9 protein-coding genes are annotated in these 14457 nt (G+C 33.6%); all 9 read right to left on the bottom strand.

The annotated features are described in order from the left end of the window. Positions 1 to 10 precede the first annotated feature (10 nt). Entirely contained in the window at positions 11 to 1228 is a 1218-nt protein-coding gene (sbcD, locus tag HJ01_RS11010) for an exonuclease subunit SbcD (protein WP_007138484.1), read from the bottom strand. 521 nt (positions 1229 to 1749) lie between these two features. Then, the gene (locus tag HJ01_RS11005; protein ID WP_007138483.1) at positions 1750 to 2700 is read right to left on the bottom strand and encodes an aldo/keto reductase; all 951 of its coding nucleotides are present in this window, start codon (positions 2698 to 2700) and stop codon (positions 1750 to 1752) included. 210 nt (positions 2701 to 2910) lie between these two features. Beyond that, positions 2911 to 4977, bottom strand: a complete 2067-nt coding sequence (locus tag HJ01_RS11000) for a glycoside hydrolase domain-containing protein (protein WP_007138482.1) — start codon at positions 4975 to 4977, stop codon at positions 2911 to 2913. Between the two features lie 9 nt (positions 4978 to 4986). Then, positions 4987 to 6249 carry a YdcF family protein gene (locus tag HJ01_RS10995; RefSeq protein ID WP_007138481.1) on the bottom strand — a complete coding sequence of 421 codons (1263 nt, stop codon included), beginning with the start codon at positions 6247 to 6249 and terminating at the stop codon, positions 4987 to 4989. Positions 6250 to 6303: 54 nt separating this feature from the next. After that, the gene (locus tag HJ01_RS10990; RefSeq protein ID WP_007138480.1) at positions 6304 to 7968 is read right to left on the bottom strand and encodes a RagB/SusD family nutrient uptake outer membrane protein; all 1665 of its coding nucleotides are present in this window, start codon (positions 7966 to 7968) and stop codon (positions 6304 to 6306) included. An 11-nt stretch (positions 7969 to 7979) separates the two neighbouring features. After that, on the bottom strand, positions 7980 to 11372 hold the full coding sequence (locus tag HJ01_RS10985; protein WP_040473863.1) for a SusC/RagA family TonB-linked outer membrane protein: 3393 nt from the start codon (positions 11370 to 11372) through the stop codon (positions 7980 to 7982). An 85-nt stretch (positions 11373 to 11457) separates the two neighbouring features. Further along, positions 11458 to 12057, bottom strand: a complete 600-nt coding sequence (locus HJ01_RS10980; RefSeq protein ID WP_007138478.1) for an RNA polymerase sigma factor — start codon at positions 12055 to 12057, stop codon at positions 11458 to 11460. Further along, positions 12047 to 12991: a FecR family protein gene (locus HJ01_RS10975; RefSeq protein WP_238531082.1), complete on the bottom strand. Its 945-nt coding sequence runs from the start codon at positions 12989 to 12991 to the stop codon at positions 12047 to 12049. The genes HJ01_RS10980 and HJ01_RS10975 overlap by 11 nt, the downstream gene beginning before the upstream one ends. Positions 12992 to 13823: 832 nt before the next feature. Continuing rightward, positions 13824 to 14303, bottom strand: coding sequence for a hypothetical protein (locus HJ01_RS10970; RefSeq protein ID WP_007138476.1), 480 nt, complete (start codon positions 14301 to 14303; stop codon positions 13824 to 13826). Positions 14304 to 14457: the final 154 nt, after the last annotated feature.

The following is a 14457-nucleotide window of genomic DNA, read 5'->3' as shown; positions in this document are numbered from 1 at the left end:
TGTTGGAGTATTAATCGATTGAATCTGAAGAATGCAAAGACTCCATAATTTCCTTAAAAGCATTTACAAAATCCTGTGTGTTTTCTATAGAAGTATCCTGTTCTAATCGCTTTTCGAACAATTGTACTGGTGAAAAATCATTGATGTCTTCTCCATTTGTCAGTAGCTTTGAAGTACCTGCGACCTCATTCTTGAATTTAATACTGCCTTTTAAAATCTGTAATCCGTTTTCTGGTTCGGTGGTCAATAATTCTTCTAATATTCTGATATGTTCAATATTCTCATTTTCCTCTTCAATCATGACCTCGGCCAAATCGATTAACGGGGATTCTGATTTATAATCGGATATTACTTTTAGTACTTCTTCAACGGTGCCTTTAATGGATAGCAATTTTCTGAATTTTGGTATTGCAAGCGAAGAAATATTAAAGTTATTTCCTTCCAATTCTAAAATAGTAACTTCTTTACCGTCTTTTTTTTCACTAAAGCTCAATGCAATTGGCGAACCGCTATATCTGATATGTGATTTCCCGACAATTTGAGGTCGGTGGATATGTCCTAACGCGACATAATTTGGTTCTTCTCCAAAAATTGCAGATTCAACACCCGCTTGATTTCCAATTTGAATTTCACGTTCACTTTCTGAAACAGAAGCACCCTGAGCATACAAATGTGCCATTACAATAAAAGGAATACCATTGTACTTATCCTTGTAATATTCATTTACTTCGCTAAAATAAGTAGCTATTCCGTTTCTGATCAGTTCGATTTTGTCATCATATGATTCTCCTGCAGCGACATTCCGAATATCTTTATCCCTTAAAAAAGGAACAGCAGCAACAACCACTTTTTGGTCCTCTACTTCAATTTCGACAAATAATTCAGAAATAGATTCAGGAACTCCACCCACAACCTTTATATCTAGGATTTCCAAAAGTTCTTTAGGAGCATTTATGACATGGGGAGAGTCGTGATTCCCACCAGTTAAAATAACCTTACATTTTAAGGGCAGCAGTTGTTTTAAAAAATAATAGTACTGCTTCATTGCCTGCTGTGATGGATTTGCCTGATCAAATAAATCCCCCGACATCAATAGTACATTTATGTTATTCTCCTCAATGCATTTGATTAACCAATCAAAAAAGAGATTCATATCCTCTGCAAAATCAATTTTCAGTAACTGTTTACCAATGTGCCAATCAGCGGTATGTAAAATCCTAATACTCATATCTTAATTGTTCTATTTATGCAATTAGTGACATAATTGCTTTCTTATACGAATTGTATGTTTTTTAATATTCAACTAATCTACAGCTGTTTTATTTAAAAGATTCCTGTTTATTAATGGGGTTTTAATTTTCAACTTAAAATTCAAAGTAAACATAAACTTTAAAAAGAAAAAAACGTTATGGAATCCCACAAAAGCGTGTTTTTTCCAATATCCAAATTTAAGTGATAAATTACCGTTTCAGTCTTCTGTTTTGGGTAGAAATTCAGAGAGGCATTTTATTTAGATTTACAATACACTGTGCAGCTAAGTATTTTACTCAACAGATTGACAATTCCTTCCTATTGGATACTTTCGAAGAAAAAGACAAAAATAGATGATACATGTACTGAACAAATACAACACCTACTAGGAAAGAGTTTCCTACAAAACAAACCAAAGATTGTTATAGAAACTAAAAAATTCGCTGAATTTGAAGGCTAAGTAACTTATTCCCAATATTTAAGAGACTTATTTTTTCTTTAATCCCAAGTTAAACGGCTACGTTCATCCCAATAAGACTTTGGGTTCCTGCGTAATAATTTTAATTGGTTGAGTTCAACAGCAGTAAATGACAAATCTTTGTTTAGTGCTTTTAGGTTTTGCTCTAATTGTTTGGTGTTTGAAGCACCACTTAGTACAAAATCAGGTTCTATACTTTCTATTACAAATCGAATTGCAATAGCATCTATACCTACATTGTATTTTTTTGAAAGAGTATCTAATAAGGAATAAACTGCTTTATTTTCTTGATTAAAAATTCTACCGTTTGCTAAAGCTTCTTTAATAATAATAGTTTTATTTTTTGACTTCAGAGTATTAAGAACTTCTAAACTTGATTGTTCCAGAATATTGTAAGTCACTTGAAAACTATCAAATAAATATTCATTTTCAACTTTTACATTTAAAGCTTCAAGCATAATTTCCTTTTGATTGACGCCACTACTTGAAATCCCTATTTGAACATTAGTTTGTTTTTTAATTTGGTGTAATTGATTTAAAACGGCTTCATTTTGTAGAACCCCACTTTCTAAAGTCGCCGAATGAATTTGGTATATTTTGAGTTCAGGAAGCAAAAGTTGAGACACTTCCCACTGTTCTAGTAATTTGTCAAGAGAATGCTCTTTTACCTCATGTTTGCCTTTATAACCCAGTTCCCAATTGGCAACATAAGTATACCCCCATTTGGTACTTAAAATAATATCTGAATGCTTTCTCTCCGTTTTCCAATCGATTAAATAACGTTCGCCTTTACCATAAGATGGTGCTGTATCAAAATAACGAACGCCACTTTCGTAAGCAAAGTCCAATACCTTAAATGCATTTTCTCGAAATGCTTTTTCAGATTTATCTATACTTTTATTTTCTCGAATATTGATATACTCTGGTCTCCCCAAGGCTGCTAGTCCGATTCCTATTTTAGTTTTAATCAACTTAAGTTACTTTTAAATGATTTTTAAAGAACAAAAATAGTCAAATTTAAAGATAATGAGCCCGATAAAATATCGAGCTCATTAATATCAAAATTAATTAAAAATTCTTATAATTTTTTGATTGCAAGGTAGTTTTTCGACTTCGCTTCTCATCTTAGAAAAAAGGATCTGAAGTTATTAATGATTACACTATCCTATTCAATCAATGCTTTACTCCGTTTTAGAAATCCACTGATTTTCAATTCCCCATTTTTTATTCGGTATTGCTGCAGTTTCAATTATTAGGTTTCCACCGTTACTAATTTCTTCCTGAGTCAACCAATTTCTTAATAAAGACTCACCGTTTAAACTAGCTGATTGAACATAGAAGTGCTCTTTATTATAATTAGACACTTGTATGTGAAATGTTTTTCCGTTTTCCCAATTTAATTTTACGGACTCAAAGATAGGAGCCGTCAAATAGTAAATTGGGTTTCCTATGTTTGCAGGCGAAAGTCCTATACTCCGCATCACAAACCAAGATGACATTGTTCCTGCATCATCATCCATAGTGCGGATATAAGCTTGGGTTTCGTTCTTATAGATTCTTCCAATATAGGAATCGATCCCTTTACTATTGTCATTAAAATAAGCTTGAACTACTGTATCCAACATAATATTGCGAAACAATTTTTGTGATTTCCAAGGTTGTGAACTCGCATTATACAGACCTGGAACTTGTAAGTCTGGTTGATTCGCATGATTGTAATTGTCCTCCCCAAAAAATTGATCCAATTGCTTTAAAAATGAAGCTTCTCCTCCAATTAATTTTTTTAGACCCAACACATCAAAAGGAACAAACCAGCGATACTGCCAAACGGTCCCTTGATACATTCCACGAGCAGGCATTTTGTCGAGATCTCCCTTGGATAAATCGGCAAAATCTTTTTCCCAATACCTTTTATATTCTAAAGCTTTATTCAGATACTGAGTACTCAGTAAAGAATCTTTGGTGATTTTTAGTATTTCAGAAAGTGCCCAAGAATCATACGAGGATTCCAAGGCCTTATCTGGCGAGTTGTATTCCAAGCGATCTACTTCCGCGATTAAGGAATCTTTAATCGTATTAAAATCTACAGGATACCCTTTTTTATAGCCATCCAATAAAACCACAATTGCATGTTCTGTTCGGACTGTAGGCGAGGATTCGTGTTTCGTTGCCCAATTATTCTTCCCATAGGGATACAAATTAGCAATTGACTTTACAATGGGGCCAAAACGTTCTGGATAAGCCAGCGAAAGCATGGGTAATTGCTCGCGATAATTATCCCAAATGGCCCAACCGTTGTATATCGGACTACTTGATTTTTGAATCGAACCGTCAATGGCTTTGTAGCTTCCATCCGGTTCCGAAACTAAAAATGGCGCTTGTAACCCTCGGTATAAAAGCGAATAGAATAAATCTTCTCTTTCTTTTTCGCCAGTTACTTCTATTCTGTTCAGAAGATGGTTCCAGTCTGTTTTTGTTTGTGCAGCTAGCTCTTCTAAGGGTATCACTTCTATTTTAGCTTTGGCGTAAGCCGTACTCACTGAGGAAAAACCAACACTGACTTCCATTTCCGTAGCGTCTGCAAGAGCTGTAATTATGTACTTATGTTCTGCAGTTGGCGTTATTGTTGCCAAATTAGAGAACTCCAAAACATAATAAATACGATATATTCCCTTATCGCAAGTAGTTTGGGTATCAATCCAACCGCTGATCGTATTGCTATCAATTTGATGCTCTTCGGCAACAAATCGATTGACAAATGCATGCGATAAGTCAATATAAAGCCCTGCTCCTTTTCTCGGAAATTCGTAATGATGCATTCCAAAATTATGTTTTACACTCATTTGGGCTTTAATCCCATTCTCAAATGCTACCCCATAAAAACCAGGGGAAGCAGATTCTTCTTTTTTGATTAACGATGTCGCTTTATCACCATTTAAAATGGGTTTGATAAGGAGATTCCCTCCAGTTCCCATACAGCCCACTCCTTCAATTCGGCTGTGGGTAAATCCCAAAAATTCCTTGGCCAAATGTTCATATCCGGCATGAATATGAGGGTAGGTTTGCGGTCCAATACTCATCATATTGAAAGGAGAAGAAGCCGAAGGCGACATTTGCCCGTGATCACCAGATGTGCCTAAAAATACGTTTACCTTTTCTACTGGTGATGCTAATTTGGCGTCATTCCTTTGTAAGGATTGGCAAGCTACTGCAAAGATTGCAAGTCCTAAAACTAGTATTTTTTTCATAATCTCAATTTACGGATCTAAAGGATCGATTGGGTTTTGATGCAAAGATTCTATTTTTGGTGAAAACTCTATTGCAGTCGAATTAAGTCTCTTTAGAATAATGGCAGGTAAATAGCCTAATTCTTCTATACAACGCGTATTAAAATTGGGGCTTCCTACATAATCACTATGACTTACATTCGTAATTACAATACTTTTTTTATCAGTTGGTATTTGATAAGCATACATCATTCTACTAGCATTACGTAAATTAGTTGTGGTATGCCTTGCAAAAGGATCAATAAGGATGTTTTCTTCGGGAATATGATACACATCCATCAATTCTTTTTTCATTTCAATAGCCTCACAATAAGGAGCTCTAAAAGGATGGGCATGACCTCCTGAAACAATAATTAAAGGGGCTTTCTTAGCTTCATATTCTAATACTCCTAATTGGATGTTTAGTTTTCCAACAGCGGACAATCGGTCTTGATAATTCTCCGGTCCATTTCCCAAAATTAAAATAGAAGCATAATCAAAAGCATTAAAATTTATTTGCTTTAAATGGTCAAGTGCTTTTTTGTTTTCCTTTTCCTCTAGCGGTTCGTAGCGCGCCACCTCATCTCGATGGTTCATGTACAAGAGAGACAAACTGAAATCCAGACTTTCTTGAAAAAATAAAGTATTCACTTTAGGTTTTTTATTGTGAATCATATCAGACCACATAAAAACAGATCCTTTATAAAATTTAGACTTTACATCATAAGAAACGGAATCTATTGCAGCATACTGAGGTGCTTCTCCAATACCATAAACCTTCATAATCCGATTCATTCCTTGAGCGCAAACTTGCCACGCTTTTAGCAGTAATTCAGTATCCGTATAACTTTTAAAATTTTCGTATTTTCCTGAAGGACGCAAATTATTTTTTACAAAATCTTGTAGTTCCTTTTTACTTTTCATCAAAAGTTGAAGTTCATTTTCAATACTTTTGAGTTCTTTTTCTTTGAATTGATAGCCACTAATCAAGCAGGAAAGGCTGTCTTTGCAAGAGTTCAGTTTGGAACCGATCTCTTGTTGCTTTTTAATAAAAATCGTTTTTAAAACACTATTATTTTCTAAAAGTTGACTAACTGCTTTATCCTTTTGAATGGCTGTCAGCAAATAAAAATTTTTATCCTGAATCAACGAAGAAGTTTTGGAGGATTTATAATCTAAATCAAATCCTTTTCCTTCTTGGCTATAACCTGAAATACAAACAAGCGTAATTAATATGTAAATTATTTTTCTCATATTTTTCGTATAAAAATTAGGCAATCTTATCGATTGCCTAATTTCATTTAATTTTTAATAACCATTATTCTGAGTAACCATTCCTATAGGTAATCCATCAATATACCTTTGTGGTATTGGAAAATATTCATTTTTACCTTTGATAAACACCGCATTAGTTAGATGTGTTCTTCTGGCTTTTTCAATCAAAAGGTAAGCATTTAAAACGGTATCTGCCTCACCCCAGCGAACTAGGTTAAAGAAGCGATGCCCTTCCATTGCTGTTTCCAAACGAGTTTCTAAATGTACTGCAGTTTTAGCCACAACTTTACTTGTCCAGACAGTAGTGTACGGCGCTATAGTATAGTTAGCAGCATTGGCACTTCCGTCTAAAGTTTTTACAAAAGCAGTATTAGCTGCACGATTTCGAATTTGATTTACTAATATTCTAGCCTCTTCTAATTTCCCTATTTCAACGGCTGCCTCTGCTCTCCATAAAACGACCTCCGCATAACGAATAATGTAATAATTTAAAGCATTTACGTATGGCCAAACCTTTACATAGTAAGCTGACTTTGCTGAAACGATACGCTTCTTTGGGGAAAATTCACCATAAGTAGCCAAATCTCTAGCCCAAGTATCCTGATATAAAATACCCAAATCTTTGTATGGTATTCCTGGGCGACCAACGGTAATATCCAAACGTGGATCTACATTATCACTAGCAACAACGTTTATATTATTTTCTACGGGTAAACCTGAAGCATCTGTTTTAAAGGCATTAACAAGGTTCTGAGAAGGACGGTGAAAACCATATTGAGAATAAAACGGCCCTCCTGGAGCAGTCAATCTATCGCCGATACTCCCATTATAATTACTGGGTTGTCCGTCATTTACCGAATGTTGAACCGCAAAAATAATTTCCTTATTATTATCATTTTCAGGCAAAAATACTTGTTGAAAATCTGTCAATAAACCATAATTACTACTCATTATTTCAGTAGTAGCGTCATAAGCTAGTTGCCATTTACTTTCAAATAAATAACATTTTGCCAAATAAGCTTTAGCAGCTATTTTAGTTGGTCGTCCCAGTTCACTTTGCGTCTCTGGAAGATTGGCATAAGCTTCTTGAAAATCTGTTTCAATTTTAGTCCAAATCTCATCTGAAGAAAAGGTCGTATTTGATTTTGCATAATCAGCAACGGTTGTAGCCGTTTCATCGATATAAGGAATGTGATTGTATATCTTTTTTAATTCAAAATAAAAGTGGCCTCTCAGAAAACGTAATTCAGCCATTCTCTTCACTTTTAAAGATGCTTCAAAATCAGGTGATGCGTTTAACAAGCGCATGGCCTCATTAGAGCGCTTTACTCCTTCATAAAGTGCCATCCATTTACGTTCAATATCTACGGTAGTTGCATTTTCATTGTAAATCTCCATTTGGTGAATGTTATTCTGATCCCCTGTTCCACCACCACCTTTATAACTATCATCAGACGTTATGTCTCCAAAACTAAAATTAGAGTCGGGAGAATTATAAGCATTACTGGCCCCATCTATTTGACCATTCAGAACACTATAGACTGATATTATGGCACGTTCTACATTTGCAGGTTTTGTCATTTCAGAAGGATCAACTTCACCGTAGGTAACTTCCTCTAAAAAATCATTGGAACATGAACTAATCTGTAGGCTGAAAGCCAATAGGAAAACTATTTTTATTGTGTTTTTTATTCGCATCATTTTTAAATTTAAAAGTTTAAATTACAACCAAAAGTAAATGTTCTTGAAGGTGGATAAATCCCTCTATCAATACCTATATCAAGGTTCCTATTACTTGAAGAATAACTTTGCAGACCTATTTGAGGGGTCATTCCACTATATTTTGTTATAGTAAAAACATTACTAGCCTGTCCATATAAACGCAATTTCATTCCAGCTAAAGCTTGTGAAGGAAAAGTATAGCCTAATTGTAAATTGTTTAATTTGAAATAAGAACCGTCTTCAACATAATAGGAAGAAGCACGAATGTTGTTGTTTCTATCGTCCAGTGACAATCTTGGGATAGTAGAATTTGGATTATCAACCGTCCAAGCATCTAATAAAGCAACATCTTTATTGTAAGCTGCTTGATTGAAAAAATGGGTTTTGTACTTGGTTAGATTATAGATATCGTTTCCAAAACTTCCGTTAAAAAACATTCCTAAATCAAACTGTTTGTATTTAAGGTTGATATTGAAACCAAGCATCAAATCAGGATGTGGAGAACCAATAAAAGTCCTGTCTTTACTATCAATTACTCCATCACCGTTGACATCTTTAAACTTAAGGTCTCCAGCTTGTGCATTAGGTTGCAAACCATAATCTGAAACTTCTTGTTGACTTTGAAATAAACCTTCAGAAACATAGCCATAAAAAGATCCAATAGGTTCTCCAACTGCACTTCTAGATATTTCCTGATCAAAATTAACCGTATGTAAAGAAGAACTAGGAATCCCTAAATAAGCTACGCTATTTAAAGCCGTTAATTCATTTTTGTAACCCGTCAAATTCAAAGCAAGGTCATAGGTGAAATCACTTATTTTATCTGCATAATTTAAATCCAGTTCAAAACCATGATTTTTCATTTGCCCGTCATTAATCCATTGTCCATCATTAGTACCTCCATAGGTTAGTGGAACCACATTATAAACCAAAATGTCATTTGTTTCCTTATTGTAATATTCTGCCGTAACATTTAATTTATCATTAAAAAAACCTAGATCAACTCCAATTGTTCTCTGAGTAGTTGTTTCCCAGGATAAATCAGCGTTAGAAACTCGTGTTTGCGTTAATCCTGTAGCTGTCACATTTTGACCACCACCAATAGCATAATCAGAATAATTATTGTTGTTGGAATAACTATCTACTGTGGAATAAGAGGGTAGCTGTTGATTTCCTGTTTGTCCCCAACTGGCACGCAGTAAAAACGAACTGAATTTATCTCCAAAATCAAAGAAATCTTCCTTGTCTATTCTCCATCCACCAGAAACTGCTGGAAAAGTTCCCCAATTGTTATTGGCCAATCTTGAAGTCCCATCCCTCCTAACAGTGGCACTTAATAGATATTTTTGATTAAAATTATAATTTACTCTACCAAAATAGGAGTTCAAAGCCCATTCGTTTGCAGTCCCCGTGTTTAATTGATTTTCAGTACCATAACTTAAATATCTAAAATTAGGATCTTCATAAAGGAAGTTTTGACGAGAAGCTCCAAACCCTTCGTAGTAGTACTTAATAGCTTCTTGTCCCAAAAGAACGTCTAGATTATGACTACCAATCTGTTTCTTATAATTTAAGGTGTTTGATATCGTTAACTGATAATTAAAACTGTTGTTAGTAGTTAACGAATTTTTTACATTTTGGGAAAGAATTTCATTATAAACAGGTGAAAAACCTCTGTAATTATAATTCTGAAAATCCAATCCTAGAGAGGTTTTAACAACAAAATCACTGATCTTAGCACTGACAAATACATTCCCTAAAGCTTGAATTCGCTTTTGCTTATTGTCTTTAGCACGAGTTAAATTCCCCAGTGGATTTGCAATATCATTGATTGGATTTCCAGCAAAATCGCCGTTAGTATCATAAACGGGAACAATAGAAGGGAATTGCAATGCATCATAAACGATACTTCCCAAAGCGCTATTCGTTCCTGTTGCTACTTGCTCAGTATACGAAGACGTAAAGTTTTCACCAATAGTCAAAAAGTCTTTAATGGTATAACTGGAATTAAATCGAGCCGAAAAACGTTCAAAACCGGTATGCTTTATAATTCCTTCCTGATTAAAATAGCCAAGAGAGAAAGCGTGTTGGCCTTTTTCATCCCCTTTTGACAGCGATAAATTATATGAATGAACAGCGGCGGGCTGCATAATTTCATTAATCCATTTTACATCATCACTTGGAATGGTTTTACTAGAATTAAGATACTCAGGAATTGTTGGTGAATTAGGATTGCTACCATAGATCCCACTTGCTGGCACTTTTCCATCATTTTTAGTGGCTTGCCAAAGCAAATCACCGTATTGTTGTGCATTCAGCATTGTAGGTAAATTAAAGGCCGATTGAACACCGGAATACCCATCAAATTGTATTTCAGTTTTACCATTTTTCCCACCTTTTTTTGTTGTTATAACGACAACTCCGTTAGCAGCACGAGAACCATAAATAGAAGAAGATGCAGCATCCTTTAATACTTGAAGAGTTTCAATGTCTGTTGGATTAATACCATTTAATCCATTTGAAGCTGGAACCCCATCTATAATTACTAATGGATCATTATTGTTAATGGTACTAAAGCCTCGTACACGAATAGAAGAACCTCCTCCTGGGCTGTTATCACTCATGATTTGAACACCAGGTAGACGACCTTCAAGCATTTCAACAACATTAGCCTTTGGTTGTGATTTAATATCTTTCATTTTTACAGAAGAAATAGAAGCGGTAACATTTCTTCTTTGTTCTGTACCATATCCCACAACTACAACCTCGTCTAACTGAGAAGTTGATTCAGAAAGAATTACTTTAATTTCTGTCTTATTCTCAATATTGATTATTTTAGTTTCAAATCCCATATAACTAATAGATAAACTGCTCGTGTTTTCAGGGACATTAATCATAAATTTACCATCAAAATCAGTAGTGGTTGCTATTGCAGTTCCTGCTACAAAAACAGATGCTCCGGGAATAGGCAAATTAGAATTATCTAAAACTACTCCTGTAATTTTTCTATTTTCTTGAGTCTTATTTTGATTTGAATTACCAAGTTCTTTTACTAAAATTCCGTTTTTAGTTATCTTAAAATCAAGACTCAACTTGGTTTTTAAAACAGCGAGTACTTGATTTAAATCTTGGTTATTTGTCGTAATAGAAATTTTTTCCTGAAGAAATTTCTGGTCTGACATATAAATGAACTTTTTGTCAATTTGCTGTTCTATGAGAGAAAATATTTGTTTTACGGAAACGTCTTTTAGATTTAAATTAATTTTCTCGCTTTCAGCTACATTTTCTACGGCTTCAATTTTCATTGGAGTATTAGAATAAATCGTTCCAATACCCAACTGAAGGCATAATGATAAGGTTAGAATAAATTTTTGTTTCATTTTATCTGTGATTATTATTTTTATTTTTTTAACAACTTAAACTGATTTTAAAAAAGTTAGTTTTTCTACTAATAAGTAGAAAGAGTTAAATAACGCTCTCTTTTTTATGAGATTCTAAAGCTCTACTAATATATTTGAGTGCAATAGCTATATGATTTTCAACCGTTTTAGGAGTGACGTTTAGAATTACTGAAATTTCTTTGTATTTTAATCCGTCTATTCTACTGAGTTCAAAAGCTTGACGTGATTTTTTAGGAATAACATCTAATATTTCACGTATTAAATTGGTATTAAATTCCTTTTGCTCGTCTTCAATAATCTCCTGCTCTCTACTAGGCGAAAACATTGAATTAATAGTTTTCGTTTCATCGATCTGTTGATGAAACGGCTCTGACTTTCGTACTGTTTTTAAACTGTTTTTTACTACTACATAGATATAAGATTTAGGATTTTTAATTTTATCAAGAATATTTCTATTGTTCCACAACTGAATAAAAATATCAGCTACTTTTTCTTCCACAAGACAAGCATTCGATTCATAACTCAATCCAAAACGACACAAAGGGGTATAATATCGATTGAAGAAAAGTTCCATTGCTTCGTATTGACCATTTCTAATTTGCTGAAACAGATAATCATCCGAAAAGCAATCACTATTGCCCATTTTTATTTGGTTAATTTTCATGGTATTTTGCTATTTCGAAGTTGTTTTGAATAGTTTCTGTTATACTCACATCTAAAATAAACTCTAGAGAAGTTATAAATTCATCAATTGACTGATTCTTGAAAGCCCCTTTGATATGCTTCTTTGAAATTGTAGCATCTTTAATTACAAAATTTACCCCATAGAATTGATTAATTTCAGGAAGAGCATCTTCAATTTTCACATCGTCGAGTAGAAGTATATTATCTTTCCAAGCTAAAATTTTATTGACATCAAAATTTCTTTTGATGACACACTTTGTTTTAGCATTCCAAACCAATTCTTCATTTGGCATTAGGTTAATTTCATCCTTACTTTCTTTCATTAATACATTTACCTTCCCCTTTGCTAATGAAATTGTTTGGTTAATTGTACTGCTATTAACATTAAATTCTGTTCCTAAAACTTTTACATCAAAATCATTCGTATGGACAATAAAAGGGGAATTAATATTCTTTGTAACTTTGAAGTAAGCTTCTCCTTTTAGCCAAATATTTCTTTGTTTTCTAAAATCACTAGAGTATTTAACTTCACTTCCCGAGTTTAAAACTACAGTACTGCTATCAGGGAGCGTAAAAGTGAGTCGCTCTCCTTTAGAAGCAATTTTATGGTTGGTATATTCTGAATTTGGTATTGCAACAAAATAAAAGATCGTGCAAAAGACCAAAATCAAAGCAGTAGAAATAAGTACCTTATTCTTTAATGAACCCCTTAGAGGTTTTTCCTTTTCTGGTTTGTTGTGTTTTTGAATGATTTGTCCAAAAGAAGTAGTCGCTTTGGATAATTCACTATTGGGATAACTAATCCAAATTGTTTTAAAATCTTCAAAATTAGCAAGTAGATCATCATCTAAAGACAATTCAATTTCAAATACAGATCGCTCTGCTTTTGACATTTCATTGGTAAGATACCTCACACATTTTTTTTCTTTCTGACTAACATTCAACATAAATAGTTCTCTTTACTAATAGGAGTCAAAATAAGAGAAATACCCCTAGTTTTCAATACCATCAAATCGAGACGAAATAGTTAATGAATTGTTAATAGGTTCTAGTTGCGGCAAACAAGTACGGCTTCACCAGATTTATGTATTGAAAAAAAACAAAAAAAACGGCATAGAATAGAAATTTTAGCAAGACAAGCCGAGCTTAATTTATATCAGTGTTGCCTCGGCAAAAAAACTAATTAGCTGCCATTTGGCATGAACATACATACATAGTATAGCTTCATTCCGTCATCATATTTACAACCTAAGGCTTCTGCCAAAAAACACTTAAATTAATTGTATCAAAGTACCGAACACTCTTATAGAATAACCAACAAAAGGAATCAGAGAAAACATTTCCAAGAAAATCACTTAATACTTTAAAAGTGAGTTTGCTTTTAGTAAACCACATTAGTATTGCGATAAACGATGTCAATTGTAGGTTACAAAAACGACTGTAAAAGTGTAATAATTATAAAAATTGTTTTACTGAGAACCTCCCAAATAGAAATGATAAAGTTTTTGTAATTATTCTTATAGTAAATTTTCAAATAGAATATCTTTTCTAAACTGAATCCGCTCCTATTATAATTAATACATTCCTTTTTAAGCATAAAAATACCCCCAACTAGTCTAAGACTTTTTGGGGGTAGTTCAATTCTTTCCTTTTGGTTTTGCAATAATTCTTGAAATCCTAAATGTTTAATTTACTGCACCTGTTTTCATCTTGTTACAGACGACAGTAGCCACTAGAGATTTTGATTTAATCAACGCAGTCCACCTTTGTCAATTTATATTTCACACTGTCAAAATCTATTGGCTCGCCTTTAGCAAAATAAGAAGCACCCATAGCCATCTCAATTTTCCCATTACCTAAAATAAGTTGATCCCCTTTTTTTAGAAATGCCATTGGGTTTTTATATGTTTTTTTCTCATATCCACCTTGAATAAAGGTGTAACTGGCAAATAAGGTGTCACCACGGAATTCTCCCGCTATTTCCCCCACTTTTTCTGGCATATCGATAATTTTCATCACCATATCTCCAGTAATTTTGCCGTTTTTTAGAGTATTAATTTTTAAGTTAACAGTGTCATTTTCATACAGCGCTCTATAACACTCAGTGCTTATCGTTGCTTCTGCCTCTGCTTTGGCAGCTTCAACAACTTTTTCGCTTTGATCTTTTTTACAACTTTCGAGTCCAATGCAAGCTAACAGTAAACAAAAAAGGCCTAATTTTTTCATAATAATAAGTATTAGTTAATAATTGTGGCAATGGCCATTGCTAATTTACGCATAAATAGCGAAATACCCATAGTATTATATTTAGCATTTTAATATGGTAACCAAATTATCTAAATAATCGCTTATCAGCAACCAACTCAGTTCCCTTTGGCGA

The sequence above is a fragment of the Flavobacterium frigoris PS1 genome (genome assembly GCF_000252125.1).
Classification (GTDB): domain Bacteria; phylum Bacteroidota; class Bacteroidia; order Flavobacteriales; family Flavobacteriaceae; genus Flavobacterium; species Flavobacterium frigoris_A.
This window is presented reverse-complemented; position numbering and strand designations above follow the sequence as displayed.

Bases quoted from the DNA above. Each gene is read 5' to 3' on its own strand.
- sbcD (WP_007138484.1), bottom strand. From the start codon at position 1,228: ATGAGTATTAGGATTTTACATACCGCTGATTGGCACATTGGTAAACAG.
- HJ01_RS11000 (WP_007138482.1), bottom strand. From the start codon at position 4,977: ATGAAAAAAATACTAGTTTTAGGACTTGCAATCTTTGCAGTAGCTTGC.
- HJ01_RS10995 (WP_007138481.1), bottom strand. From the start codon at position 6,249: ATGAGAAAAATAATTTACATATTAATTACGCTTGTTTGTATTTCAGGT.
- HJ01_RS10990 (WP_007138480.1), bottom strand. From the start codon at position 7,968: ATGCGAATAAAAAACACAATAAAAATAGTTTTCCTATTGGCTTTCAGC.
- HJ01_RS10985 (WP_040473863.1), bottom strand. From the start codon at position 11,372: ATGAAACAAAAATTTATTCTAACCTTATCATTATGCCTTCAGTTGGGT.
- HJ01_RS10980 (WP_007138478.1), bottom strand. From the start codon at position 12,057: ATGAAAATTAACCAAATAAAAATGGGCAATAGTGATTGCTTTTCGGAT.
- HJ01_RS10970 (WP_007138476.1), bottom strand. From the start codon at position 14,303: ATGAAAAAATTAGGCCTTTTTTGTTTACTGTTAGCTTGCATTGGACTC.